The following is a 26,988-nucleotide window of genomic DNA, read 5'->3' on the forward strand; positions in this document are numbered from 1 at the left end:
GTACGGCCGCCGGATGGCTGGGGGTCGCGTGGGCGCGTACCAGGCGCCGGTGGCAGTCGGCCGTGGGGGAACGCGGCTGGCTCCTTGAGCGGGAGCGGCAGAGCGCCGCCCAGGATGCGGTCGCGGCCGAACGCGACCGCATCGCCCGGGAGTTGCACGACATCGTCAGCCACAATGTCAGCCTCATGGTCGTCCAGGCCGGGGCCGCCCGCGAGGTGCTTGGCACGATGCCCGACGAAGCCGCGAAGGCACTGCGGGCCGTCGAGGACGCGGGACGCGGCGCGATGACCGACCTGCGACATCTGCTGGGCTTGCTGGCCCCGTCACAGAGCGGCGAGGAGGGGGACCAGGACGTGGACTTGGGCGCGGGCGGTGAGAGAAGGTACTACGGCGGTACGGCGGGACTGGCGCCCCAGCCGGGCCTCGGCCGCCTTGGCCAACTCGTCGACCGGATATCGTTCGCCGGGCTGCCCGTCGAGGTGCGGATCTCCGGCGAGCCGCGCCCGCTGCCGACCGGGATCGACGTGACCGCGTACCGGATCGTCCAGGAGGCCCTGACCAACGCGCTCAGGCACGGCGACGGCGGCAGGGCCGAGGTGACCGTGCGGTACGCGGACCATGCGCTGCGCGTGGAGGTGCTGAACACCGGCCCGAGCATCCTGACCGGCGGTGCGCCGGTGCCATCGCTGCCGGTCCCACGACACCGGGAGGGCGCGGGCCGCGGACTGCTGGGCCTGCGCGAGAGGGTCGCGGTGTACGGCGGGGACCTGGACGCCCGGCGCCGTCTCGGCGGCGGATTCCGGGTCCGGGCGCGCATCCCGCTGGACCGGCCGTGAACGCGGGCGTGGGCGAGCGTGCTCCCCGTGTGCTCGTCGTCGACGACCAGACGCTCATCAGGACCGGCTTCCGGCTGATCCTCACCGCCCGCGGCATCGAGGTCGTCGGCGAGGCGGCCGACGGCGCGGAGGCGGTGGCGGCGGCCCGCGAACTCCGTCCCGACGTCGTGCTGATGGACATCCGCATGCCGAACATGGACGGCCTGGAGGCCACTCGCCGCATCCTGGCGCAGGCTCCGGACTGCCGGGTCCTCATGCTGACGACCTTCGACCTGGACCGCTATGTGTACGCGGCGCTGTCGCTCGGAGCCAGCGGTTTCCTCCTGAAGGACGTCACCCCCGAACACCTCGCGGCGGCCGTACGCCTCGTCGACACCGGCGACGCCCTGCTGGCCCCGTCGATCACCCGACGCCTGGTGGAGCGCTTCGCCTCGGACACCGGCCGCCCACTCGCACCGCACGCCGACCTCGCGTCCCTGACACCCCGCGAGCTGGAGGTTCTCACCCTGCTGGGCCGAGGCCTGTCCAACACGGAACTGGCCGGCGAACTGACCCTGAGCGAGGCCACGGTGAAGTCCCACGTGGCCCGGATCTTCGCCAAACTGACCCTCCGCGACCGCTCCCAGGCGGTGGTCCTCGCGTACGAGACGGGGCTCGTCAAAGCGGGGGACCGCGGCGCGAGTCCCTAGGTCCTGTCGTCACCCTCCCGTCGCCGCCCGGAGGGCGGCCTCGCGGCGTCAGGTGCGTGCTCTCGGTGTGCCGGGCGTGGACCCTCGTACTGGACGTACTCGGGCCGTCCGTCGACAGCGGAACGGGGAGGCGCGCGGTGCATCGCCCGGCTGCCTCCCCGTCCTGCGGTCCTCAGCGCACGGTGACCGCGGCCGTCGTCGCCGAACCGTTCGTCCAGCCGGACAGCCTGGCCGTCACCTTCGCGGTGATCTTGTGGCCCTTGTCGGCCTTCACCAGCACATACGTCGACTTGGTGGCTCCGCTGACGGTCTTGCCGTCGCGCTTCCAGACGTACGTGTACGAGGTGGCCGTCGGCGACCAGGTGCCGTGGGTGGCGGTGAGCCTGTGGCCGGTCCTGGCCGTGCCGGTGAGCGCGGGCGCCTTGGTGGCCTTCAGGGCGGAGCCGACCGCGACCGTGACGGCGGCGGAGGTGGAGGGCGTCGACCCGGCGCTGTTGGTGACGGTGGCCCGGCAGGACAGCTTGTGCTTGTAGTCGGAGGCGGTCAGGGTGCGGGTCTTGCCGGTGGCACCGGAGATGACCGTGCCGTCACGCAGCCAGGACCAGGCGGCCTTGGCGTCGGTACCCGTCCAGGCGGCGTCGCAGGTCACCTTGGAGCCCGTACGGACGGTTCCGCTCAGCTTGGCCTTCGAGGTGATCGCCGGCTTGGTCAGCAGGGTCTGCCACTGGGCCGAGACCTGGGTCGTGTAGTCGCCGCTGCCCACGGCTCTGCGCGACAGGACGGTGGCCCGGCCGTCGGGCCCGGCGGCGACCTCGCCGTACAGCGCCTCCGTGCTGGAGACGTCGGGGACGGGCGCGCTGTTGAGGGCGGTCGCCTTACTCCAGGTGCCGTCGGCGCGGACCGCCCACTCGAGGTAGTGGTCGTTGCCGTTGTCGGCGCTCGGTATCTGCGGCCAGACGACCTGGACGGTGCCGTCGGCGCCGATGGAGGCGTCCACGTCCCAGGTGACGTAACCGGTCGACAGCGTCTTCGGCGTGGACCAGGTGCCGGTGCTCGCGGAGCGGGTGACCGACCGTACGGCCGACTCACCGTCGGCGCTGCTCCAGCCCACCCACACGTAGGTGAGGTCGCCGTTGGGCGCGGTCAGCGGGTCGCTGCCGTCGGCGTAGGAGAAGGTCGACGCGACCGCGGTCTGTACATCGCCCCAGCTCGCGGAGGGGGACGTCCGGGTCACGGAGTTCAGGTCGTAGCCGGACCCGGAGGCGTTCGCGCCGTGCCACAGCACCGTGGTGGCGCCCTTGGCGTCCGACGTCACCTGGACGACACCGTCCGTGTAGGTCACACCGGGCAGCACGGCCGCCTCGCTCCAACTCCCGTCGGCCGTGGCACGGGTGGCGGTGAGGACGGTGTGCCGGATGCCGACGGCGGTCTGGTCGTAGACGTCCCACACCGCGGTGGCGGAGCCGTCGGGGGTGACGGCGAGCGCGAGGTCGTAGACGGAACCGGTGGTGACCGAGGCGAGCGGCTGGGCCGCCGACCAGGTGGTGGCGCCCGGGGCGCGGGTGGCCGTCATGACCTTGTAGTCGTTGAACTCGCCCTGCTGCCATACGGCGGTGAGGGTGCCGTCGGCCGCCGAGGCGAGCCGGGGCAGGCCGAGGTAGGTGCCGCCCGGGTACGAGGCGATCGGTACCGGATCCGACCAACCGCCCTCCGCCGGGGTCCAGGTGGCGGCGACGGCGGCCAGGTCGCCGTCCACGCCCCTGCCGTCCACCCAGGTCACGACGGCCTGCCCGGTGGGCGTCACGGTCAGGACCGCCGGGGAGGTGCTCTCGCGGCCGGTGGCCAGAGTGTGGGCGGTGCCCCACGTGTTGCTTCCGGCAGCCTTGACGGCGACGTCGAAGTTCCAGTTGACGCCGTCGGCCGTCAGGTCACGCCACAGGGCGAACGTGGTGCCGTCGACGTCGGTCTCGACGTCGATCAGGGTCTGCTGCCCGTCGGCGCCGGTCAGCGCGGTGGCGGCGCTCCAGGGACCGGCCGCCGTCGTGTATCCGGCGGCGGCCGCGGGGATCGCGGGGACCAGAGCGGTGACGGCGGTCACCGCAGCGGTGAGCGCCAGGGTGGCGGATCTCGGTCGGCGTATGCGAGACGTGCTGGATACCACGACGGCTCCTGTGTGTGGTGGGGTCTTGCTGAGGGAACTCGACGTGGGGGGAAAGTCCGAGGTGACGGTACCTGACCTGGTGGAACACCTCGCTCTAGGGATGGTCTAGAGACGATCAAGGTTTCCTCAGGCGCCCACCGGGCCCGGCTTCGCTCGGGCGTCCGCGAGACCGGTCGCCCACTCCTCCTCGTCCCACCGGACCGCGGATGGGCACAACTGCCGGTACGGCATGGCCCACTTCCAGCGCCGGCCGCTGGAGGTCAGCAGGGGCGGCACTCTCGATGAGGAGATTCGGCGACTGACGTCCCCGGGTATCGCCCAGGTCGGCGTGGTGAGCGTGGGCGACCGGGTCGTGGCCGAGACCGGGTTCCGCGGCCGTCCCTTTACCGCTTTACCGCCGTCCGTCGGCGGGTGGATGCCTGGAGGCAACGCCTTGTCCCGGAGCCGTTCGTCCAGTGTCGCAACACCGCCGCGCGGCACGTCTGAGCCGTGTGCCCGAGGAACGTGTCGATGCCGTTCTGGACGGGCTGACAAGTCTTCATCGCCGGTGGCGACTGTCCCCACGACCGACGTCGCTGTCAGGTGGTCGTGGCTCCGGAGCCCAGTCGTACGGCCTGCAGGGCGATGTAGAGCTCCGCGGACGCCTCGGCCTCCGTGGTGCGCCGGCCGGTCAGTTCGGCGATCCGGTTGAGGCGGTACAGGACAGTGTTGCGGTGGCAGTGCAGACGCTCCGCCGCCCGCGTCGTGGAACCGCCGCTGACGAACCAGGTGTGCAGGGTCTCCAGCAGCCTGATCCGCTCCGCCTCCGGCAGTGCGCGCAGGGGCCCGAGCACGGCCTGGGCCACTTCCGCAGCGGTGTCCGGAGAGGCTACCGTGAGGAGTGCGATGGGTGAACTGCCGTAGATATGTGTGCCGTTCGTGCCGAGCGGAAGGCATTGCACCGCCAGCTGAGCCTCTCGCCACGCCGCGGAGGCGTTGACGGGGGAGGCGAAGGGGCGACTGACGCCTACACGGGACAGTGCGACGTCTGTCAGTTGGTCTACAGCTGTCGTGATCGTCTGTTCGTTGGGGAGTGCCAGCAGACCCACCAGTACGCCGATCTGGGGGACCCACTCGGATTCGATGCCGATCACCCGAAGCCGGGCCTCCACGCTTGGCAGTGGTTCCATGCCGTCCTGCGTCTCGGCACTCACCACCAGGAACAGCCCCTGACGGTCCAGCTTCAAGACTCTGGCGATCTCCCATGCGTCGACGCTCGTACCGGCCCTGCCGTCGAGCAAGGTCGCGAGCATGACGCTCCGTGCCGTGGTGTCGCGACGGGCCCGCACCTCGACGGTGGTCCTGTAGGCCTCGGCGGCTGCGCTGGAGTACTCGTCGATCGCCACCCAGATGTCGGATGCCATGAGCAGGAGCTGGGCGGCATTCTCCCCGTCCGCGCTCAGTGCATGAAGTCGGTCCCAGACGAAGCGCCCCGCCATCCGGTAGGCACGTAACAGTGCGGCGAGTGGGATGCCCTGTTCGGCCTTCAGCCGCCCCGCCGCGCGCGGGGCGTCGAGCGTGGTCGGTCGGCCCTGCAATGCCGTGAGCAGCGTCATCAGGTTGTCGCGCACCGCGGTGCGCAGCCGGTCGTGGCCGAGCAGCGTGCTCTCGGCGTAGGAGTGCTCGCCGCTCATGATCTCGGTGGTCAGCTCTTCGGTGAGCGAATCCACCTCACCCAGCAGTCGGCCGACCAGCATGGCAATGCGCTCGTCGGTTCTCAACTCTGTTGTCACGCACGGATTCTAGACCGCTGCGGAGTGTGCACGGGCACAAGCGGGCGGCTCATTTCCCGGGTTGCTGCCTATGGCCGGATCCGCGATGGAGCGATGAAATCGCGGTCAGCGTGTTTCACCGCGGTTCCGAACGCGGCGTCGCACAACTGTGGCGGATCAAAGGAGATCGGATGAACACCTACGACTACGTCATCGTCGGGGCTGGATCCGCGGGATGCGTGCTGGCGGCAAGGCTCTCCGAGAACCCGGACATCCGCGTGGCGTTGATCGAGGCGGGCGGACCGGACACCGCCCAGGAGATCCACATCCCCGCCGCCGTCAGCCAGCTGTTCAAGAGTGATCTCGACTGGGACCTCGATACCGAACCGGAGCCGGGGCTCGGAGGACGCCGTGCCTACCTGCCCCGCGGCAAGATGTTCGGCGGCTCCAGCTCGATGAACGCGATGATCTACATGCGCGGCAACCCGGCCGACTACGACGGCTGGGCCGCGGCCGGAGCCACGGGCTGGTCCTATGCGGACGTGCTGCCGTACTTCCGGCGAGCCGAGGACAACGAGCGCGGTGAGGACGCCTTCCACGGGACGGGAGGACCTTTGCGGGTGAGCGACAGCCGGTCCAACCACCCCTTGGCCGCCGCCTTCGTCGAATCCGCCGTACGGGCCGGCCACAAGCGCAACGACGACTTCAACGCCGAGTCGCAGTTCGGGGTCGGGCCCTACCAACTCACCCAGCGCGACGGCATGCGCTGCAGCACGGCCGTCGCCTACCTCCACCCCGCGCTGCAACGGCCGAACCTCACGGTGCTGTCATCGGCCCGGGCCCACCGGGTGCTGATCGAGCACGGGCGGGCCACCGGGGTCGAAATCAGCCGTGGCGGTGCTGTCGAGGTGGTGAGTGCGGAGCAGGAGGTGATCGTCTCCGCGGGCGTCTACGAATCCCCGAAGCTGCTGATGCTGTCCGGTGTCGGACGAGCCGCCGCACTATCGCCCTTCGGCATCCAGGTGGTGACCGACCTTCCCGTCGGCCAGGGGCTGCAGGACCACTACATGGCGCTGCTCAATTTCCGTACCCACGTCGAGTCGCTCCTGACCGCCGCGAGCCCGGAGAACGTTGCCCTGCTCCAGAGCGAGGGACGCGGTCCGCTGACCTCCAACATCGGCGAGGCAGGCGGATTCTTCCGTAGCCGCGACGGCATCCAGGCCCCGGACGGTCAGCTCCACATGGCCCCGGTGCTGTTCCATCAGGAGGGCCTGGGCCCTGTCGCCGAGCACGGGTTCGCGCTCGGTCCCTGCGTGCTCGCTCCGACCAGCCGCGGGCACGTGACGCTGCGCTCGTCGCGTCCGGATGCCGCGCCGCGGATCGTGCACAACTACCTGACCACGGACGAGGACCGCGACTGCATCGTGAACGGAGTCCGGATCGCCCTGGACATCGCGGCGCTGGCTCCGCTGGCCGACGCGATCATCGGGCAGTACGACGTCCCCGACTCCGACTCAGTGCCGGACGTGCTGGCCTGGGCGCAGAAGTCCGGGATGACGCTGTTCCACCCGACCTCGACGTGTGCCATCGGCTCCGTGGTCGATCCCGAGCTGCGTGTACTGGGGGTGGAGGCGCTACGAGTCGTCGACGCGTCGGTGTTTCCCTCGGTCCCGCGGGGCAACACCAACGCCCCCACTGTCATGGCCGCGGAGAAGGCCGCCGATCTCATCAAGGAGACTGCGCGATGACCACACCGGCGCCGCCCGCGGAGCAGGTGGCAGCGGTCGACCGTGCCGTGGCCGAGCTCGCCCGGGGCGAGGCTGCCTGGGCGGCATGCGACCTGGCCCGGCGCAGGCAGCTGCTGGAACAGGTGCATGCCGCCACCACAAGGCAGGCCGAGGCGTGGGTGCGCGCGGCGGCGGCGTACAAGGACCTGCCCGACGGGAGCCCGCTGCTCGGTGAGGAGTGGATTTCCGGTCCCTACCCCGTGCTGACCGCCACGGCCGCGCTTGCCGCGAGTGCGCGCGCCCTTGAGGAGGGGCGGAGCCCGGTGGACGACTTCTCCCTGGGGAAGGCGCCGGGGGGACGCGTCGCGGTGCGGGTGCTGCCGCACGGCGTCTACGACCGCTTGCTGCTGAGCGGCTTCAGCGCGGAGGTGTGGATGCCGCCGGGTGTCACCGCCGAGGAGGTGCGCGAGCATGCCGGCCTCGCCCTCCGGCGGCCGGCCGGGACGGCGGGGGTCGGCGTGGTGCTCGGTGCCGGGAACATCACGTCGATCCCGGTGCTGGACGTGCTGTACGAGCTGTACGCCAACAACCGCGTGGTCGCCCTCAAGCTCAACCCGGTCACCGATGGACTTCTCGACGTGTTCTGCGCGGTACTGGCCCCGCTCATCGACGTGGGAGCGGTGCGCGTCCTGACGGGCGGCGCCGACATCGGGACCCGGCTCGTCCACCATCCCGCGGTCAGGCATGTGCACATGACCGGCAGCGCAACGACGCACGACGCGATCGTCTTCGGCACCGGTGCAGAGGGCGCGGCCCGCAAGAAGGACGGGACGCCACTGCTGGCGACACCCGTCACGAGTGAACTGGGAGGTGTGTCGCCGATCATCGTGGTGCCCGGCGCCTGGTCCGATGCCGACCTGCGCTTCCAGGCCGAGCACGTGGTCACCCAGCGGCTCCACAACGGCGGCTACAACTGCGTGGCGGGCCAGGTCGTGGTCATCAGCGCCGACTGGGCCCAGAAGGGCCGCTTCCTTGCGTACCTGCGCGAGACCTTGTCCAAGGCCCCGAGGCGCCCCGCCTACTACCCGGGAAGCGACGACCGGCTGATGCGGGCCCTGGAGTCCTACCCGGGCGCCGAGGTCCTCGACGAGCGTGTGCTCATCGCGGGCATCGACGCACAAGAGCCCGGACCGGTACTGACCACAGAATACTTCGCACCGGTGCTCGGCGTGCTCGAACTCCCCGGAGACGCAAGCGCGTTCCTCAGCACCGCGGTCCGCACCGCCAACGAGGACTTCGCAGGCACCCTGGGCGTGAACGTCATCGCGCACCCGCACACCATCGCCGGCCTCGGTGCCGCGATGGATGACGCGATCGCCGAACTGCGTTACGGCACCGTCGCGGTGAACGCGTGGACCGCCGTCGGCTATCTGACCGCGACCGCCAGCTGGGGCGCCTTTCCCGGGCACACCCTCGACGACGTCCAGAGCGGGATCGGGGTCGTGCACAACGCGATCCTGCTCGACGGCCCCGAACGCACCGTCGTACGCGGCCCGTTCCGCCCAGCGCCCCGCTCCCTCCTGCACGGGGAGCTCTCCCTGTCCCCGAAGCCCCCGTGGTTCGTCACCAACCGGACCAGCGCGACCACGGGACGCCTGCTCACCGACTTCGCCGCCGCGCCGCGCTGGTCGGCTCTGCCGGCTATTTTCGCCTCCGCACTGCGGGGCTGACGCCGAGTCACGGGAGAAATGCCATGCTCAACCTGGCCGTCGTACTCGAACACACTGCCCGGGAGTTCCCGGATCGCGATGCGCTGGTCCTGGGTGACACCCGTATGTCGTACGCACAGGTCGACGCCGAGGCCAACCAGATAGCGGCGGCCCTCTCTGCACACGGCATCGTGCCCGGTGACCGGCTGGCTCTGAGCTGCCCCAATCTGCCCCGCTTCCCGGTCATCTACTTCGGCATCCTCAAGGCCGGAGCCGTCGTCGTACCTCTGAACATCCTGCTCACCGACCGCGAAATCGCCTACCACCTGGAGGATTCGGCCGCCAAGGCCTACTTCTGCTTCGAGGGCACGGACGAGCTTCCGATAGCAAAGGCGGGCCTGGCGGCCTTCGAGTCCGTACCCGGCTGCGAGCATTTCGTCGTCATCACGGCGGACCCCGCAGCCGGCGCACCGCTCAAAGAAGTGACGACGCTCGCGGAGTTCACACACGGTCGGCCGACCGTCTTCGAGACCGTCCCGACCAGCGAGGCCGACACCGCGGTCGTGCTCTACACCAGCGGAACCACGGGCCGCCCCAAGGGCGCTGAGCTGACGCACAGCAACATGGTGCAGAACGCGCTGCTGGCGAACCGTCAGTTCGGCATGGACAGCAGCGATGTCCACCTGCTGACGCTCCCGTTGTTCCATTCCTTCGGCCAGACGGTACAACTCAACGCGGCCTTCGCGAGTGGGGCGACCATCGTCCTGCTCCCGCGCTTCCACGCGGGAGCCGTCCTGGAGGCGATGGAACGGGAGCGCGTCACGTTCTTCGCCGGGGTACCGACCATGTACTGGTCGCTGCTCACCTACGAGGCCGCGGACCGTCACGACCTGGCGGGGATCGCCCGCAACCTGCGGATCAGCGTGTGCGGGGGCTCGGCCCTGCCGGCCGAAGTACTGAAGGGCTTCGAGGAGCGCTTCAACGTGCCGATCCTTGAAGGATACGGACTTTCCGAGACCAGCCCGATCGCCACCTTCAACCGGTTGGACCGGCTGCGCCGACCGGGCTCCATCGGGCTCCCTGTGTGGGGCGTCGAGGTGAAGATCGCCCGGGGCGACGGTACGGAATGCGACACGGACGAGCCCGGCGAGATCTGCCTGCGCGGACACAATGTGATGAAGGGCTACCTCGGCCTGCCGGACGCGACTGCGGAAGCGATCGACGAGGACGGCTGGTTCCACACGGGCGACATCGGCACGCGCGACGCCGACGGCTACCTCTACGTCGTCGACCGCATCAAGGACCTGATCATCCGGGGCGGCTTCAACGTCTACCCCCGAGAAGTCGAAGAAGTACTGCTCACCCACCCCGACATCAGCCTTGCCGCCGTCGTGGGCGTCCCGGATGACCGTCACGGCGAGGAAGTGAAGGCGTACGTCATCCGCAAGCCGGAAGCGACGACGACCGAGGACGAGCTCGTGGCATGGTGCAGGCGGAACATGGCCGGTTACAAATACCCCCGTCTCGTCGAGTTCCGCGATCGCCTCCCGATGACTGCCACGGGGAAGATCCTCAAACGTGAGCTTGCCGGGCCTTGATCCCGCGACCGCGCGGCGCCCGCTGCAGGGATGCGGCCATGGGCTCCGCCCGCGCGTATCCGTACGTGCGAACTGAGCACCAACACCTCGACTGCGGAGAGATGTTCATCGGTCGGCCCGGTCCCATGCTGCCCGTCGACCGGACGCTCACCGGCTGCAGCTGATGCATTCTCTGCGACTGCTTGGCGGTCGCACTCGGCCAGCTCGGCCGCAGCGCGAGGTCACTCCCCGTGAGGCTGTACACCTCGAAGAGATTCACCGTCTCCCTGCTGCCCCTCCCGCCTGCCTGACTGACCGGTGTCCTTCCAGTCCGGGCAGGCGTCCGGTCCGGTCGGGCGGAGGAAGACGACGGTGAGTCAGGCGCCTACGGGGAGTGTCCACTCGCCGCCGAGGGATCGAAAATTGGCCATTAGTGCACATCAGGCAACGATATGAAGATCCGAGTGACTCGCCGGTAGGCCTAGCCGCAGTACGACTGAGCGATTTAGTGTTGCACGGGCAACGTGAGTAACGGGGACGATCAGTCGGGCGTGCAAGGGATCGTCACACTGACGACCGTCTCGACGGTAGAAGTTTCAATGAACTGGGCAGAGGGGCCGGTGTTGAATCGTGTACGGGGCGGGTCTGACAGCTGATTCCACGGTGGAGATTCCCTAATGAGCTGCGGATTTGGGTGCCACTCTCGCCTGAAGAGCCGTGAGGCGCCCGACGGGATGGACGTCCCCGAGGGACCTGTTGGCCGCGAGAGGCCCGTGATGAATGGATATCGGCGGACTGGCGGTGCCCAAGCTCAACCTTGAAATGCTCGAACGGGGGAGACTGATGGAAAAGCCGAGGAGCGGCGAGAGCCCGAAGATAGTTGAATCACTCAGTTTCGATGCCTCCAACCCATCGTCCGTGAGTGACATTCTCTACCTCATCAATTCCTACCATTCAACGGTGCTGCATCCAGAGATCCTTCGGACGCTCGACGGAGCACGGCTGTCTTTCGTCCGGGGCGAGATCGGAGCCGCGCTGTCCTCGGTCGACAAGGCCCTTGAAGAGCTGGACACTTCGGAGCCGGTCTACCGTGATGTGATCGCGTTCCGGCTGCTGGTGACGTCCATGATCGGCAAGGACTCCGAGCGGCGGGTGGCCGAAACAGGCGAAGAGTCCGACACGGCAGATTCGCTCAAGGTGGTCTCCCTGTGCGTCGAGTCGGATGAACACTGGCATTCCGGAAGCCTGATGCGAGGGCTGTGGCTGAGTCGGTCCGCCGTCGAGCACTCCCACGACGTGCCCCCTATATGGCGCGTTTACGCCGGCCTGCTGCTCGCCAAGAAACTCAGCGACATGCACATCTCTCTCCAGGCGAACCGAGTCATTCGTGACCTGGACTGCCTCATCGAAGGCAGCGGCCTTCTTGTGTTCGGGTCACTGCCCGAAGCGCTGCGCGCGGTGCTCCACTTGCAGGCCGGACAGTTCGAGAGAGCGACGGAGTCCGCCGCAACAGCCGTACGCATCAGCGAGGAAACCGCCTCGGCCATCGGTGTCAAGCTCGCTCTCTCGGTTGCGGCGACCGCTCACCTGGCACTCGGCGAGGCGGACCGGGCTGCCGAGTTGCTGGAGTCGTTCCACGCGAAAACCAGCCATTACGCTCTGCCTGATTCCATCGCACGAGCCGCTTTCGCAGAAATCGCTCTTGTTGCCGCCCGGGAGGGGCCGCGTGCGGCCGCCGATCTGATCCGGGTGAATTGGCAGCTTCTCAGTACCGACTCGGCATGCTTGATCGAGGATCCGTCGCGACCGGCGTGGCTGGTCACCGTCGCGCAGCGGGCCGGGGACACCGCCCTCGCCGAACGCTGCTTCCGGGCGATCGAGAGGCTGGCGAACAACAACCCCGGTTTCACTCTGCTGGGAATCGCCGCGGACAGCGCGCGGACCGCACTGGCGGGTGGGAGGCCGGAGTTGTCGTCGATCCTGGACTTCGGTGCGTATCAGCAACTCGGTGCCACATCGCCGCGCAGCCCTTCCAAGGCGCATGCGCTGTCTCACCTCGACAGTCCTTCCCAGCCGCCTGTCCCGCAGCCGAGCGATCCCGGCCACCCCGCGCCGCCACCGGTCGCGCGACACGATCACGCGAAAGCGCCCGAGGCGGAAGCCGCTACCGTCACGCCCCAAGAAGGGAGCCCGATCTCATCACTGAGCCATCGCGAGACCGAGATCGCGCGATTCGTGAGCCGGGGCATGACGAATCAGCAGGTGGCGAAAAGGCTCGGCCTCTCGCCTCACACAGTCAACTTCCACCTGCGCAACATCTTCCGGAAGCTCTCCATATCGACGCGCGTCAAGCTCGGACCACTCATAGCTCAGGTAGATCGACGACAGGACTGCTAGGTCCTGTCGTGACATTCCCGTCTGCCTCGCGGGCGACGACGGGAATGTGACGACAGGGACGACAGGACCTAGCCGGCCTGTGGTGCCCGCGGACACGCGATGGGCCCACAGGCAATCCCCGTCCCGCCGACAGTCCGTGGGCCGAGGTCAGTCCCGGTCAACGTGAAGGGCACGGCGCAGTGCCTGAGCTGTCCGGGACGGATCGAGAAGTTCGATGCCCTCAAGCTCGGACAGCACGTCTTCCGCACCTCCGACGGCGCGGAACTTCTGGCCCACGATGGCGCGGTGATCCCGGCGCGTTGCCGCGCCGGCCGATCCGATGAACGCGTCACACTCCTCGGTCACGGTGGTGCCATCGACCAGTTCGAGCCGGACTCGGGCGCCGATGGCCATCGTCGCGTTCTCGAACGTTTCCTCCGGCGTGCCCAGTCCGGCCAGGATGCGCTGCACGTCATCACCGCCCCAAGCCACCAATTCCGGCCAGTTCATCGCACGGTCGCCGGCCTGGCGCAAGGCCGCACCCAGCGGGGACGTCGCCTGCGCCATTCGTTCCGACAGCCGCATGTCGTGCTCGACCTCCATCTTTTCCGTCAGGGACCAGCGAGCCTCGTCGTCGATGGCCGCGGCGGTGAGGTCCTCCACTCCGAAGGCTCCGGTCAAGAGCAGTGTCGCGATGCCGTACCCGACGGACAGGGACGCGGCTGAGACACTGGTGCGGGGGCCGTCGAGGGCTGAGGCAACCTTCTGCTCCATCTGCCATGTCAGCAACGATCCGTGGACGACGATGCGCCGGACACGCGATGCGTCAACCGCTCCGAGCTGCCGATGGAGGCGCTCGGCGCAGTCGAAGGCCGCGTGCAGGTAGGCACTGCCCGGGAAACGCTTGTAGGTCAGCGTGTCGGTGTGCCATCGATGCCCAAGTCCGCTGGTCACCGCATCCGGCAGGGGCACCGCCGACAGGTACGCCAGCAACCCCTCGGGGTGTTCGAGGATCGTGTCCGGCCCGGCCAGCCCGTGCGCCGCCGCATCGCACGCGTCGAGTGCCAGGCGGACCGGCGCCGCGGCGCTGAGCGCCTTGACATCACTGGTCATGACGCCGTGGTGGAGGGGAACGGCCAGGATTCCGAGCGCCAGGCCCAGCCCTGCCGTCCACTCCGGCAGGGACGCGCGCCGTGCGTGCAGGCGAGCCGCCGCCGCGCTCGCAAGGTGGCAGTGCGTGTTCGTCTGGCCGCGGAAGAAGGGGCTGAGAATGGTGGCGGCGGAGATACGCGCCGCACACTCGTTGGCGGCGACGATCGTGGTCAGCAGTGACTTTCCGTCGAGCCCGTTGCGTGCTGCCTCGGCGATCGCGACGTTCACCGCCCCGGCGGACACATGCCCGGAGTAGGCCACCTCGTCGAAGTCGAGCGCCGTCGCCAACGCCGCGAGGACATACGCGGACTGCCCGGCGTCGGACTGGACCGGGGGACCGAACGCGTCGATGATCTTCCTGCCGACCGGGTGGTTCAACGAGCCGCGGACGGCCGCGAGGTTCGAGATGAGCTGACTGCGCGCCGCTGCCAATGTGTGCGCGGGGATGTCCTCGTAGGTCACCGTGCATGCCCATGCGGCGAGCCTGGTGGACAGACTTGCGAACGCATCACCGGGCGGACCGGTCGAAGTGTCGACGGGTGCCATGGACGTCATGGTCGAATTCCCTTGTCCAGCAGTGGAGTTGAGGTGGCTTACGCCGTGCGGACCAGGAGGTCGGTCTGTTCCTGGAGCTCGCGGTAGGAGCGCTCGTGCCAGAGCAGCGGATGCCCGCCACCGACCTGTACGGCGGTCAGCCGTCCGTAGACGACGACATGGTCGCCGACCTCTTCGAGGGAGTGGAGGTCGCACCACCCGACCGCCAGCGTTCCGGCGATTGCCGGGGCTCCGCGGATCAGCCGGACCTCGTGTCCCAGATCCTCGAATCGTGAGCCGTCGCTGGGCGGCCGGCTGAACCTGTTCGCCAGGTACGACTGATCGTCAGCCAGCAGATGGACGGCGAAGCACCCGGCGTGCCGGATCGCGGCCACCGTCCGCGAGCCGCCGGAGACGCAGCACAGGACGATGGGCGGAGCCATCGACACGCTCGTCAGGGTGCTCACGGTCGTGCCCGACCACCCTGAGGCACCGCACGCGGTCACGATGGCGACACCGGCCGTCAGCTTGCGGAAATACGCACGGCAGGACGCGTCGTTCAACGCCGACTCCGTCGGCCGTAGAGGACTGACACCGACCATGGGATCACCCCTCCTTGAACCACGGCGGCGCGTCGGCCGCGGTCAGCACGGTCAGCGCAGCCGGGACGACACGGATGTCGTACGACGATGTGGTCTGTGGCATGACCTCTCCGTCATGTTCGAACAACACCGGCTGCCCGTCGACACGCTCGACGGTGATCCGCTCGCCCCGCCCCCATCGGATGCCGGGGACCTCGTAGACGTTGCCCTGGACGGCGGCCTGTGCGAAGGCATTCATGTCCACGGCCGAGGTCACGACCGTGATGTCCAGCAGGCGGTCGTCGACCATCGACTCCGGCACCAGGTTCAAGAGCCCTCCCCGGTAACGGAATCCGCCCACGATCGTCTCGACGATGCCGCCCTCATGGAGCACCTCCCCGTCGATGGAAATGCGCCCCGGGTAGGGCTCATGCGTCTCCATCGCGGCCAACGCGGCCGCCATCAGTAGCTCTCGCCCCTTCTCGGGCCGGTTCCTGGCGGCCAGCAGAGTCGCGGCGAACAGCCCGCTGCCGGAGCCGAGGACCACGATGTGGTTGTTCTGCTCAATTCTGGCGAGGTCGATCGTCCGGGCGGTCGCGTTGCCGCGCAGCGCACGTTCGGCCACTGCCTCCCACGGTTCGTCGTTCCACAGACCGCGATAGACGGAGTTCCCGGTGCCGCCCGGGGCGACAAGGAGGGGTGGCACCGAGGGGGCGCCCGAGTCGCCGGCGCGGTACAGGCCGGTGGCCACCTCGAAGATCGTGCCGTCGCCCCCTACGCCGACGATGAGATCCGGGGGTTCGGCATCGGCGGCAAGCTTGTACGCGATGTCGGCGGCATCGCCGGGGGTCGTGGTCCTGACGGTCCGCACCTCGGCGGTGCCGACCGCCTCCAAGGCGGCCACCAGGCGATCCCCGTCGCTACCTGCCGCCGGATTGACCACCGCGGCGACACGCAGACGTTGTGTCATGTTCCTACCTCTCGTGATGTGTTGTCGATCGGGGCAAGGCCTACGAACCGAGCCTGCGCACGACGCTGACGCGCGCACCCCGCTTCGGGATCATGGTGATGTGGTTCATGGCGCTGCCCTCGTCACCGGGGTCGACGGCCTTGAGCTCCACGGCGCGCAGCACCCCCGCCAACACCGTTTCCACCTCGACCTGGGCGAACATGGCGCCCAGGCAACGGCGTACACCACCTCCGAACGGGATCCACGCGTTCTGCGGAGGGGTGCCCTCCAGCCACCTCTCCGGGCGGAACTCCCCCGCGTCGGCGCCCCACAGCCGCGGATCGGACTGCACGGCTCCCACGGACGGCAGCACCGCGACTCCGGCCGGCAGCCGGTAGCCGCCGAGCTCGATCGGTTCGGTGAGGCGCCGTGCGACGTTGTGGATCACCGGGCGGACCCGCAGCGCCTCCTTGAAGACGGCGGTCCGGTACGCGTCCTTCGGCTGGTCGATGCCCTCGCGGACCCGCGCCAGGACATCGGGATGGCGCAGCAGCCGCTCGAAGAGCCAGGCGAGCGCCACCGCTGTCGTCTCGTGCCCCGCCACGAGAAGTGTCATCACCTCGTCGCGCACAACCTCGTCGTTGGGCTCGTCCTCCAGCAGCATCGACAGGACGTCCGTGCGACGGGAACGCTCGGGGTCCTTCCGCCGCCTGGCGATCTCGGCGTAGATCAGCTCGTCGGCGTGTTCGAGATTGCGCACGACGTTGCGCCAGGGCCAGACCTTTCCGAGTTCGGGCCGGATCCACACCAGGATGTCCGACAGGCCGATGTCGGACACCTGGCGCAGCGCGCGGCTGAGTTGGGCGGCGCGCTGCAGGTCGTCGACGCCGAACACGACCCGGACCATGATGTCGAGCGTGAGCGCGTAGGCCCTGTCCAAGAGCCTGACGGGCGTGCCGATCGGCCAGCTGCGCGCCTCCTGTTCGGCGATCTCCCTCATCGTCGAGGTCAGTGCGGCCAGGCGCTCGTGATGGAACGGCGGCATCATGCGCTTGCGGGCGGGCTTGTGCTCGGGGGCGTCGAGGGTCAGGACCGAATGGCGGCCGACTATCGGCACCAGGAGGGAGTTCCCCTCTCCCGCGTGGAAGGTCTCCGGCGCGCCCCGGAAGACCTCCTTGATGTGCTCGGGGTTGCGCAGGATCACGAACGGCCCGCCCGGCACGACCCGCAGGGTGACGATGTCCCCGTAGCGGTCGTGCATCTCGGGCAGATAGTGCTGGCGCCCTCGCCGGAAGCGGATCGTCTGCCACAGCACCGTGTCCGACGGTCCGGGCGGCATACGGTCCATTGATTCCGCGATCGACACGTTGCTGATCGACGCCGACGTCATCAACCGCTCGTTGGCGTCTGCGTTGTCGCGTCCGGCGTTGCTCATGGTGGTTTCTCCGTCCGTCATACGTGGGTGCCCCGCCCGGTCGGCTCGGCGTCCCGGCCGTGGACGGGTGCGTACGGCTGACCGGCCGCGGCCGTCAGATGCGCCAGGTAGCGGTCGAGCGCCCGGTCCATGAGGCGTCCGCGCGGCACCCACGGTGCTTTCGGCCGTACCCAGGGCAGGGCGACCGACGGGTCGTCCTCGTCACCGTCGACGATCCAGCGCGCCAGATGGGCGCCGTTGTAGATCGAGACGGCGAGCCCGTGGCCGTTGCACCCGCCGGCGTGGTGCAGCCATGGGTCCTCGGGATGGTGACCGACGACCGGAAGACCGTCGCGTGTCACCGCGATGGGCCCGGCCCAGGACGATTCGATCTCCACGTCGGCCAGCGTGGGGGAAAGTGCCCGCACTGCCGCCTCGAGCCTTCCGGGAGCGGGGGCGATCGAACCGAAAGGGCCGCGCTCAACTGCCCCGCCACCGACCACGATCCGCCCGTCGGGGATGAGCCGGAAGGATGGCGACAGCTCGCCGTGCCCGATCAGGGGCTCCGTGCGCAATCCGTCCAGCGCTGCGACCGTCTCGTCGGAGAGTTTCTGTGTCACTCCCGCCTGTACGCGCAGACCGACCACGCCTGTCGGCGCTCCCAGGGCGGCGCCGAACGCGTTGACGGCCACGACGACGTGATCCGCGACGATCTCACCGTCGTCGGTGACGACTCTGGTGAGCAGTCCCCGCCGGATGCCGCGCACCTGGCTGCGTTCGTAGATGGTGAGGCCGCGCTGCTCACCGATCCGGGCCAGCTGCTCGGTGAGCGCGGCCGGATCCAGGGTCGCGGCAGAGGCGTACCGCAGCCCACTGGCGTATCGGGCCGCGACGGCGGGCAGCGCGTCCTGCTCGACCAGTGAGACGGGCAGTCCGAGGACCCTGGCGGCGTCGGCCTCCCGCCGCTGGTCCTCAGCGGCTTCCTCGTCGGAGGCGACAACGAGCTGGGTCCCGGGAAGCAGATCGCAGGAGATCTGATGGCGGCGTACGAGATCGAGGACATGCTGGACCGCGGAGACCGACCAGAGATAGGAGGCGCGTGCCGCGCTGTCGCCGTACCGTCGGCGGGCGACGGTCAGCGGGGGGCCGACCCTGGGCCCGAGCATTCCTGTGCCCCGGCCGCTCGCGCCGGCTGCCACGTGATCCGCCTCCACCATGATCACCCGAAGGTCCGGATCGAGTTCGAGCAGCTCGACCGCGGTGGACAGGCCGGTCAGGCCGGCACCGATGACGACGACATCGCAGCGGTGGGTGCCGTGCAGACGAGGACGCGTGGCCGTGTACCCGCTGGTTGCCCAGGGAGCCCCGTAGCCGTTCATCACCGCCTCCGCAGTGCGCCGGCGAGACCGAACCGACGGGTCTCGGTGATCGCTCGGGCGATCGCCCGAGCGTCGACCGCCATGTCGGGCAGCTGGCCGGGCGGCAGCCGGTAGCCCTGGAAGTACAGGCCGGGCGCGTGCGGTGCGGTCTTGCCGCCGTGGACGAGCGGGCGTCCGCCGGGCTGCGCCAGGACGTTGAGGTGTCCCAGGAAGCGCTCCATGTCGGGCCGTTGTCCGGTGGAGGCGATGACGACGTCCGGCTTGATGTTCGTGCCGCCTTCGAGCAGCACGGCCTTCTTGTCGAACCCTGTGACGCCCGGGACGACTTCGATCGATCCTTCACGTACGGCAGGAATCAGGCCGCGGTCGATGGCGCCGTAGGAGTGCCCGATGCGGGCTGTGCCGGCCATCGTGCCCTCCTTCGGCGCGGCCAGCCCGTACTGCGAGAGGTCGCCCCACTGCATTTTGTGCATCAGCAGACTGGCCCGGTTGACCAGCCAGTGCGGCAGCGGACCGTGCTTGATGGCCTGGCACAGCAGTGAGGTGCTCGGACTGAGTTTGAACAGAACCGGCATGTTGCGTATCGACATGCGGACGCGGGACGCGCCGGCGTTCGCCACTGCAACGGCGATGTCAATGCCGGTCGGTCCGCAGCCGACCACCAGGACGTCCTTGCCGACGAACGGGTCCGGCACGCTGTACGACCGGGCGTGCAGGAACTCGCCCTCGAACTCGTCGAGTCCGGGCCAGTCCGGCACGAAGGGCTTGCGGTGCAGGCCGGTTGCGACGACGACGTTCTTCGCCCGCAGATCCCCGGACGACGTCCGCACCACCCAACGGCCGGACTCCCGGTCGACGCGATGGACCTCGGTCTCGCCGCGCAGGTCGGGGTCGAGGACCTCGATGTACTTCTTCATGTAGGTGAGGAAGTCGTTCCGCATCGGCCACGGGCCGTACTCCGAGGAAAGCCGCATACCAGGCAGCGAACTCAGCCGGCGCCACGAGTTCATCCGCAGCGACGGGTAGTACGAATGCCAGCTGGAGCAAGCGATCTTCTCCCGGTCCAGAAGCAGGGGGTTAAGACCCGCTTCCTTCAGCGTCCAAGCCACCGCGAGGCCGCCGGGACCCGCGCCGATGATGATCGGGCGTTCACTGCTCTCGGACATGAATTCCTCACCTCAGACGCGCTCGGGCATCGGATGTTCTGCGCTGTCCTGTACGACGACTCGTGTTTCGAACTCCACGAACGCGGGGACCGCCACCGGCTCGAACCGAACCCTGAAGGACTTCAGGAAATTGCCGAAGAGCGCGCGGTCACCGCACAGATGGATGGGCACGGCGAGAAAGGCCCATTCGAAGCCGGCGACCGCAGCCCAGACGCCCAGGACGACTGCGTGCGTGGCGAAGCTGTGCATCGTGTTGTAGAGGACGTAGTAGACCTTGGATATCCGGCCGTCCCTGGAACGTCGGAACGCGATCGCACCGGGGATGTAGCCGATCAGGTCGATATAGACGAAGAGCACCACCGCGGGCCACCAGCGCACCTCGGAGATGTGCCACAGGGCAAGCGCCGAGCACACGACGAGCGCGACACCGTATTCCAACCGCAGCAGCCGGAACGTCACCCTGCTCTCGAAGCGGTTCAGATGATCCATCGTCGTCCCCCCGCCTACGCCGAGAGGGCTGTGTCGGGCTCGCGCTTGGCGCCGAGTCGCGCGGTCACCGCCATGGCGGTCGCGGGGTCGCCGACGACGTGCGCCTCCCCGAGCAGCCGGTACACGATGGTGGCGATCGCTTCCTTGAGGACCTTGGTCGCGATCGGCTCCAGCACTCCGGCCAGGCTCGGTATCCCGAAGTCGAAGGTCGCCTCGAAGGTCACCTCGCAGCCGCCGGCAATGGGTTCCACTCGCCATGAACCGCGGAACACATCGAAGTCGCCGCTGGTCTGCTCGAATACGATCTTGCGCAGTTCGGGCTGGAAGTAGTCAACCTCGGACCAGCGCAACGGACCGTTGCGGAAGAAGATGTCCCACTCGCTGACGAGCGGTTCGCCGTTGTTCTCGTGCACCACTACCGAGCGGACCTCGTCCACGAATTCCGGGTAGTTCTCGAACTTGGCGATCCGTCCGTACGCGAAGTCCGCGTCGGCGTCGAAGGACCGCAACTTCAATTCCAGGCTACGCATCTGTAAGCACCTCGTACTCGGGGTTCCGCTCGGCGACCAACGTGACCGCCTGCTCGAACCGGTCGAAAAGAAACGCCACATCGGATTCGGTCATCGTGGCGGGCGGAGTGAGCCGGACCACGTGGTCCGAGTTGAGCGAGAGATTCGCGACGACGTTGTGCGTGACGAGCGCCATGAACAGATCCGCCGCCATCGCGGGATCGGCGAATTCGATTCCGATGAGCAGCCCGGCTCCACGCACCTCGTACGGGTGGTGGGGCAGATGAGCGGCGACGATCCGCTCCAACTCCGGCGTCAGCCGGGCACCGAGGGCGGCGGCGCGCTCGATCAGATCGTCCTCCTGGATGGCCAGCATCGCGCCGCAGACCGCCGCCATGGCGATCGGGGCCGCCGAGAACGTCGACGTGTGCAGGATCGGGTCGCGGTCCAGGACCGTGAAGACCTCGGAGGTGGCGATGGTCGCGGCGACCGGCATCACGGCACCGCCGAGCGCCTTGCCGGAGAGCAGGATGTCGGGGCTGACGCCCTCGGCGTCGCATCCCCACCACGCGCCGAGCCGGCCGAGGCCCGTCTGCACCTCGTCGACGACGAGCAGCGCGCCGTACTCCGAGCACACCGCCCGCACTGCGCGGAGATAGCCGGGTGGCGGGATCACCACTCCGCCCTCGCCCTGCACCGGCTCGACAATCACGCACGCCTCGCCCGGGTGCTGGCGGAGTGTCGCCGCCAGCGCGTCGACGTCGCCGAACGGTACGTGGGTGACGTCCGGCAGCAGCGGCCGGAACGGTGCCTGGAAGGTGCTCCTGGCGGTCACGGAGAGCGCGCCCAGCGTCTTGCCGTGATAGCCGCCGGTCATCGACACAAGACGGCGCCGCCCGTTGAGACGGGCGATCTTGATCGCCGCTTCGACGGCTTCCGTCCCGGAGCCGGAGAAGTGCACGCGCTCAAGGCCCGGGGGAGTTACGGATGTCAGGAGTTCGGCCGCCCTGGCGGCCACCGGCTCGAGGAAGATCCGCGTGCCGATCGGATGCGACCGCAACTGCCGCTCGACCTCGCGCACCACGGTGGGATGGCGGGCGCCTGTGATGAAGACCCCGTACCCACCGACGTTGAGGTACTTCTCGCCCTGGCTCGTGGTGATCCACGCCCCCGACGATTCGACCTCCATCTGGCCACCGAGGACTTCGGCCAGGCGGGCCCGGCCCGAGCTCATGGTGCGCCGATAGACCGCCGCCACCCGCTCGCTGTCTGTCATTAGGTCCTTCTGCATGCTGGTCCTCACTCGAACCGAAGTACGTCGCCGGCGAAGTTCGCGGCCAGCGCTCCGCTGGTGCTCGACCGGGAGGGCGGATGGAATGCGACGCACTGGCAGGCCGCGATCAGATACGCCACCTCTGGCGACTTTATGAAGGCCATGCCGCCCAGCGCCTCGACCGCCTTCCCGGCTGCGTCGACGATCGCCTCCTGCGCGCCGTATCGAGCGATCATGGCCTTGGTGAGGGCGGCGTTGTCGCCTTCCTTCGCGGTCAGCTGCCGGGCGATTCCCTCAAGAAGCTGCGCCGCCGTCTCCAGGCGCACCCCCAGGTCCGCCACCCGCTCCGCGCCGAGCTTCTTGCTCGCGAAGGCCCGCTCCACCAGAGCGCTGGCCATGCCCAGGTAGCAGGACGTGATCAGCATCTCGAACCACATGAACCCGATGGTCTGCAACTCGTCGAGTTCGCCCTGCTGACCGACGTCGGTGGGAACGAACAGCATGTCGTCGACGAAGACGTCGGTCAGCCGGACCTCGTCGCTCTCGGCCCCGGCCAGCACGTTGCTGCCCCAGAACGGATGCACGGACACACCTGGCGTTTGCGCCGGCAGGAGCATCAACAGGGTCTCGGATCCGCCGCCCTCCCTGGGCACCGAGAGGCTGGCCGACAGCAGGTCCATGGAGCGCGACATGCTGCAGGGACGCTTGGATCCGTTGACGACGATGCCGCCGTCCTTGCGTACGCCGCCGACCGTGGGCGACAGGATTCCCTGCCCGGGGTTCCCCTCGGCGAATCCGGAGGACACCAGCAGGTTCTGCGTGGCGATGCCCTCGAGCAGCGCCCATTCGAGGCCGCTGGATCGCAGGCTCTCGGCGAGCGTGAAAACGGTCGCCACCGAGAAGTGATGCATCGTCGACGCCACGGCCAGGGACGGCGCGGTGGCTCCGATGGCGCGGGTGACCTGGATCGCCTCCAGCGGGGTGGCGCCGGAGCCCGAGTAGCTCTTCGGTATGACCAGGGCTGGGCCGCCGCTTGCCTTGAACAGCTCCAGGGCGTTGTTGCCGGGCTGTTCGAGTTCGGTCAGGGGGATGTCGGACAGCTTGGCCAGGAGTCCTGGCAGGTAGGTCTCGCAGACCTCACGTGCTTCATCAAGAGTTCGCATCGCTCTCTTCCTTCTCCGAGGGTCGCGAGGAACCGTTCATGACGATGGAAACCCCCTGAAGGTGCGTGGTTCGCAGCACGGGGTAGTTGGCTTCGCCGAAGGCACCGCCCGTCAGACCGGTACCGCCGTGCGAGGGCAGCGGAGCGGTGAACGCGATGTGCGAGTCGTTGACCTTCAGCAGTCCGCCCTTGACCGTCTCCGAGACAAACCTGTCGATCAGCGACTCGTCCTGCGCCCACAGCGAGTTCCGCAGCCCGTACAGATTCGAGTTGACGAACTGGACGAAGCTGTCGAACAGGGTCTCGTCGTCGGTCCGCTCGGGCACGACGATCGGCAGCAGCGGGAAGAAGGTCTCGTGCTTGACCACATCCAGCTCGCGCGCGTCCCGCAGGCCGTCGACCCTGATGACGGTGGGTTCGAGGAAGAATCCGGAGCTCTCCCGGGTCCCATCGATCTGTATCCCGTGGCCGCCGGTGACGACGGTCGCGCCGCGGTCGACGGCATCGGACAGGAAGTCGTTGAACTTGTCGTGACGGAGGACCGGAGAGAGCAGCACGCCCTCCTCGTCCGGGTAGCCGGGACGCAGCGCCTGCGCCTTCTCCACGACCCGGGCGATCAGGTCGTCCGCCACCGCCGGGTGGACGAGCGCCTGGTTCGGGATCATGCACAGCTGTCCGGAACCGTAGAAGCTCTCTACGAGCGCGTCGGCGGCCCGGTCGAGGTCGGCGTCCTTCCAGACCAGGACAACGTCGTTGCCGGCCAGTTCGAGGATCGGCTTCTTACCGGCCTCGACACACCTGCGCTCGAACTTGAGGCCGCTCGGGACGTCACCGAAGAACATGATGTCGTCGACGTGCGGGCTGTTGATCCACGCATCCAGCATCGGGCCGGGGTGGCCGCACACGATGTTGAGAAGGCCCGGCGGAGCGCCGAGTTCGTCCAGGATCGGAGCGATCAGGTGGCGCAGCGCGTAGGTGACGCCGAAGGGCGCGGTACGGGGCGCCCGCACGACGGCGGCGTTGCCCCCGGGGATGCACATGGTGCCCAGGAGTGCGCTGACCAGAGGGGCGTTCGCGGGCGGGGTGATGCACACCACGCCGTCGGCCTGCCGCCGAACGATGTTGCGGCGGCCGTCGATGGAGAACTCCTGCCACAGCTGGCCGCGCAGGTAGTCCGCGGTCTCCTTCCGGGCCAGTTCGTGCATCCCGGAGATCTCCCACTTCGCCAGCTCCAGCGGGTGACCCTCCAGGGTCAGGAGTCGGACGAGTTCGTCCCCGTGCTCCGCGATGACGCCGCGCAGCAGCTCCATCCAGCCGTCGAACCGGGTCGAGAGCGGTACCGAACGCCAGATTGCGGTCGCCTCGGCAGCGGCGGCCAGCGCGTCCTCTGTTGTCTCCTTCTCGGCGACCGCGACCCGGCCGACGATCACTCCCGCCGGAGCCTCGTCGGGCGAGAGCCGGCCGGCCTCCAGCTTTCGCTTGAGGCTGAGACTCGCGAACGAATCGTCCAGGACCGCACGCGTGGACAGTACGTACACCCACTGGCCGCTCTCCACGTCCTTTCCGCGCACGTAGCTGCTCAGTGAAGGTATTCGATGGGCTTCGACGTTCGCTGGCAAAGTGACCCCGCAATCCAGTTTCCGATGACAGCTCGCCGGTGGTGAGCCGCCCGCGTCAGTGAGCCGCGATCGCAGTATTGACAACGGCTCTGAATCCTCCCTGACATCCTTCGGTCCGTGAGGTCGGCGGGGCGTCAGACGGGATCGCTAGTGTCTGTTCCAACGAATCGCCGAACGTGGGGACAGAGCATGAAGGTGCCCGACGCCCTCCAGCCGGAGGGTCACGCCTCGATGGTTTCCGCTCTTGAGCGGTACGCGGACAACCCGAGCGCGTTCCTTGCCCTCAACCGTGGTAATGAGTACTTCACTTGCCCCGGCATCGAGGGTTTCATCTGCTATAGGCCGCACGGCCGCCGGTGGATTCAGTTCGGGGGTCCGTTCACCGACACCGCGAGCAGGGAAGAGCTGCAGTCGAAATTCCTCGAACACGCGCACCGGAGTGGGCGCAGGATTGTGGGTGTACAACTACAACGTGCAGACGCGGAGTTGTGTGCGGAGCTGGGCCTCACCGTCAACCAGGTCGGAGCGTCCTACGCCGTGGACCTCGAGAACTTCAGCCTTCGAGGAAAACGATTCGTGAGCCTGCGGAACAAGATCTCCCGCGCCATGCGAGCAGGTCTCGAAATCTCAGAGGTGGATGCCGACAAGTGCGCTGACGACATCGAGACGATCGATGCACGGTGGCTTCGTGAAAAAGGAAAGCACACCAAGGAACTGACGTTCCTGATAGGCGAGATCGGTGGACAGTGGCAGCCGCTGCGGAAGCTGTTCGTCGGGAAGATCGACGGCACCGCGATCGCGTATGTCTCCTACGCCCCCGCCTACGGATCACGTCCGGGGTGGCTGCATGACCTGAGTCGCCGGCTGCCGGACAGCCCGCCGGGCGTCATGGAAGCAATCAATTCCCACGCCATCGATCATATGCGGCAACTGGGTGCGCCCTGGCTGCACTTCGGCTTCACGCCGTTCACCAGCCTGGATGACAGCCATCAGCTCCCGACCGCGAGCCGTGCCGCCTCGCGAATAGTTCGGCTCATCGCCGACCACGGCGATCATGTCTATCCCGCGCAGAGCCAGCTGGAATACAAGTCGAAGTGGTATCCGACGGCGCCGTTGCCCGAGTACTTCGCCTTCGACGGCGGAATATCACCACGCTCCTTGTGGAGCGTGGTGCGAGCAACGAACATCGTGTAGATGCACAACCCTGGAAGGGTACTCGAAGCGGCCTAACGAGGTCCGGGGAAACCCGGTCGGGTTCACGCCCACGCAGGTTCGAATCCTGCCCCTTCCGCTCAGTCCGAGCCGATCGAGCACAGAACGGATCCCGCCATGACCGAAGTCCGTTTCGTCGCGACCTGCAACGCTCCGGTCGACGTCGTATTCGAGTACCTCGACGACTACCGAAACGTTGTCGAATACTGGCATGGAATGTCGCGTTACCAGCCGGTGGGTGAACTGGACCAGGGTCTCGGGTCGGTCTTCGAGGCCGTCTCCAAGGTCGGCCCGTCCACCCTGAAGTCGACCATCAAGACGGTTCAGTGGGAGAAGAACGTCCACGTGGCCTACAAGTCGGTCTCCGGAATGGATACGTCCACGAGCTTCGACTTCGCTGTCGTCGACGAATCCCACAGCTCGGTGGAGTTCCGCATCGAGTTCCGGCTGCCGGGTGGTATCGCGGGCAGGGCGCTGGAGAAGACGTTGGAGCCTTTCGTGAGCACCACCGCCAGGAAGACGGCGGAGAACATAACGAAGAAGGCCGAAGAGTATGACGCGGCTCGTCGCCCGGGCGCCGGACGAGGCGCCGCCGACCTCCCGAAGTAGGGGGGCGACCGCGCCACCTCTCCGTGGGGCGGGACGCGATGGAAAGGATCGTCAGGTGGTCGAATGCGTCCGCCCGATAACGGGTAAACCGCGATCGTCGCCCGGTCAACCGCG

Annotated in this window: 22 protein-coding genes and 1 tRNA gene; 9 read left to right on the forward strand and 14 right to left on the reverse strand. The window is 68.2% G+C overall.

Annotated elements, in window-relative coordinates:
• Positions 1 to 62 precede the first annotated feature (62 nt).
• Positions 63 to 836 carry a sensor histidine kinase gene (locus ACFWP7_RS03325; RefSeq protein ID WP_384375203.1) on the forward strand — a complete coding sequence of 258 codons (774 nt, stop codon included), beginning with the start codon at positions 63 to 65 and terminating at the stop codon, positions 834 to 836.
• Complete coding sequence (locus ACFWP7_RS03330) at positions 833 to 1,525, forward strand: response regulator (RefSeq protein ID WP_384375206.1); 693 nt, start codon at positions 833 to 835, stop codon at positions 1,523 to 1,525. Before ACFWP7_RS03325 ends, ACFWP7_RS03330 begins: the two co-directional genes overlap by 4 nt.
• Positions 1,526 to 1,697: 172 nt before the next feature.
• Here ACFWP7_RS03330 and ACFWP7_RS03335 read toward each other — a convergent pair whose 3' ends face one another.
• The 3 genes from ACFWP7_RS03335 to ACFWP7_RS03345 form a co-directional block, all read right to left on the reverse strand.
• Entirely contained in the window at positions 1,698 to 3,686 is a 1,989-nt protein-coding gene (locus tag ACFWP7_RS03335) for a hypothetical protein (protein ID WP_384375209.1), read from the reverse strand.
• Between the two features lie 126 nt (positions 3,687 to 3,812).
• Positions 3,813 to 3,962, reverse strand: coding sequence for a hypothetical protein (locus ACFWP7_RS03340; protein WP_384375212.1), 150 nt, complete (start codon positions 3,960 to 3,962; stop codon positions 3,813 to 3,815).
• A gap of 302 nt (positions 3,963 to 4,264) precedes the next feature.
• Positions 4,265 to 5,458 carry a PucR family transcriptional regulator gene (locus tag ACFWP7_RS03345; protein WP_384375215.1) on the reverse strand — a complete coding sequence of 398 codons (1,194 nt, stop codon included), beginning with the start codon at positions 5,456 to 5,458 and terminating at the stop codon, positions 4,265 to 4,267.
• A gap of 170 nt (positions 5,459 to 5,628) precedes the next feature.
• Here ACFWP7_RS03345 and ACFWP7_RS03350 point away from each other — a divergent pair, with 170 nt between their 5' ends.
• From ACFWP7_RS03350 to ACFWP7_RS03365, 4 genes are all read left to right on the forward strand, one after another.
• Positions 5,629 to 7,185, forward strand: a complete 1,557-nt coding sequence (locus tag ACFWP7_RS03350; protein ID WP_384375218.1) for a GMC family oxidoreductase — start codon at positions 5,629 to 5,631, stop codon at positions 7,183 to 7,185.
• Positions 7,182 to 8,894, forward strand: coding sequence for an aldehyde dehydrogenase family protein (locus ACFWP7_RS03355; protein WP_384375220.1), 1,713 nt, complete (start codon positions 7,182 to 7,184; stop codon positions 8,892 to 8,894). The genes ACFWP7_RS03350 and ACFWP7_RS03355 overlap by 4 nt, the downstream gene beginning before the upstream one ends.
• A 23-nt stretch (positions 8,895 to 8,917) precedes the next feature.
• Entirely contained in the window at positions 8,918 to 10,471 is a 1,554-nt protein-coding gene (locus tag ACFWP7_RS03360) for a long-chain fatty acid--CoA ligase (RefSeq protein ID WP_384375223.1), read from the forward strand.
• A gap of 759 nt (positions 10,472 to 11,230) precedes the next feature.
• Positions 11,231 to 12,847, forward strand: a complete 1,617-nt coding sequence (locus tag ACFWP7_RS03365; protein ID WP_384375226.1) for a LuxR C-terminal-related transcriptional regulator — start codon at positions 11,231 to 11,233, stop codon at positions 12,845 to 12,847.
• 147 nt (positions 12,848 to 12,994) lie between these two features.
• On the opposite strand, the gene ACFWP7_RS03370 is transcribed toward ACFWP7_RS03365, so the two are convergent.
• The 11 genes from ACFWP7_RS03370 to ACFWP7_RS03420 are packed head-to-tail and all read right to left on the reverse strand — an operon-like array spanning position 12,995 to position 25,005.
• On the reverse strand, positions 12,995 to 14,533 hold the full coding sequence (locus ACFWP7_RS03370; protein WP_384375229.1) for an MmgE/PrpD family protein: 1,539 nt from the start codon (positions 14,531 to 14,533) through the stop codon (positions 12,995 to 12,997).
• A gap of 38 nt (positions 14,534 to 14,571) precedes the next feature.
• Entirely contained in the window at positions 14,572 to 15,114 is a 543-nt protein-coding gene (locus ACFWP7_RS03375; protein ID WP_384375232.1) for a flavin reductase family protein, read from the reverse strand.
• A 4-nt stretch (positions 15,115 to 15,118) separates the two neighbouring features.
• Entirely contained in the window at positions 15,119 to 16,063 is a 945-nt protein-coding gene (locus ACFWP7_RS03380; RefSeq protein WP_384375235.1) for a diacylglycerol/lipid kinase family protein, read from the reverse strand.
• Positions 16,064 to 16,103: 40 nt separating this feature from the next.
• Entirely contained in the window at positions 16,104 to 17,477 is a 1,374-nt protein-coding gene (locus ACFWP7_RS03385) for a cytochrome P450 (RefSeq protein WP_384375238.1), read from the reverse strand.
• 17 nt (positions 17,478 to 17,494) lie between these two features.
• On the reverse strand, positions 17,495 to 18,835 hold the full coding sequence (locus tag ACFWP7_RS03390; RefSeq protein WP_384375241.1) for an NAD(P)/FAD-dependent oxidoreductase: 1,341 nt from the start codon (positions 18,833 to 18,835) through the stop codon (positions 17,495 to 17,497).
• Positions 18,835 to 20,001 carry a flavin-containing monooxygenase gene (locus ACFWP7_RS03395; RefSeq protein ID WP_384375244.1) on the reverse strand — a complete coding sequence of 389 codons (1,167 nt, stop codon included), beginning with the start codon at positions 19,999 to 20,001 and terminating at the stop codon, positions 18,835 to 18,837. The genes ACFWP7_RS03390 and ACFWP7_RS03395 overlap by 1 nt, the downstream gene beginning before the upstream one ends.
• A 12-nt stretch (positions 20,002 to 20,013) precedes the next feature.
• Positions 20,014 to 20,490, reverse strand: a complete 477-nt coding sequence (locus tag ACFWP7_RS03400; RefSeq protein ID WP_384375247.1) for a hypothetical protein — start codon at positions 20,488 to 20,490, stop codon at positions 20,014 to 20,016.
• Positions 20,491 to 20,504: 14 nt separating this feature from the next.
• Positions 20,505 to 21,020 carry a type II toxin-antitoxin system RatA family toxin gene (locus ACFWP7_RS03405; RefSeq protein WP_384375250.1) on the reverse strand — a complete coding sequence of 172 codons (516 nt, stop codon included), beginning with the start codon at positions 21,018 to 21,020 and terminating at the stop codon, positions 20,505 to 20,507.
• Positions 21,013 to 22,275 (reverse strand): aspartate aminotransferase family protein, encoded by a 1,263-nt coding sequence (locus tag ACFWP7_RS03410; protein WP_384375252.1) that lies wholly within the window; start codon positions 22,273 to 22,275, stop codon positions 21,013 to 21,015. The genes ACFWP7_RS03405 and ACFWP7_RS03410 overlap by 8 nt, the downstream gene beginning before the upstream one ends.
• Positions 22,276 to 22,298: 23 nt before the next feature.
• Entirely contained in the window at positions 22,299 to 23,435 is a 1,137-nt protein-coding gene (locus tag ACFWP7_RS03415; protein ID WP_384375255.1) for an acyl-CoA dehydrogenase family protein, read from the reverse strand.
• Complete coding sequence (locus ACFWP7_RS03420) at positions 23,422 to 25,005, reverse strand: aldehyde dehydrogenase family protein (RefSeq protein WP_384375258.1); 1,584 nt, start codon at positions 25,003 to 25,005, stop codon at positions 23,422 to 23,424. Before ACFWP7_RS03420 ends, ACFWP7_RS03415 begins: the two co-directional genes overlap by 14 nt.
• A gap of 237 nt (positions 25,006 to 25,242) precedes the next feature.
• On the opposite strand from ACFWP7_RS03420, the gene ACFWP7_RS03425 reads away from it, so the two are divergent.
• The 3 genes from ACFWP7_RS03425 (at position 25,243) to ACFWP7_RS03435 (ending at position 26,874) form a co-directional block, all read left to right on the forward strand.
• Positions 25,243 to 26,247, forward strand: a complete 1,005-nt coding sequence (locus ACFWP7_RS03425; RefSeq protein ID WP_384375261.1) for a bifunctional lysylphosphatidylglycerol flippase/synthetase MprF — start codon at positions 25,243 to 25,245, stop codon at positions 26,245 to 26,247.
• Between the two features lie 12 nt (positions 26,248 to 26,259).
• Positions 26,260 to 26,344, forward strand: a tRNA-Phe gene (locus tag ACFWP7_RS03430).
• A 38-nt stretch (positions 26,345 to 26,382) separates the two neighbouring features.
• Positions 26,383 to 26,874 (forward strand): SRPBCC family protein, encoded by a 492-nt coding sequence (locus tag ACFWP7_RS03435; RefSeq protein ID WP_384375264.1) that lies wholly within the window; start codon positions 26,383 to 26,385, stop codon positions 26,872 to 26,874.
• The last annotated feature ends 114 nt before the right edge of the window (positions 26,875 to 26,988 follow it).

The organism is Streptomyces sp. NPDC058470 (genome assembly GCF_042721055.1).
Lineage (GTDB): Bacteria > Actinomycetota > Actinomycetes > Streptomycetales > Streptomycetaceae > Streptomyces.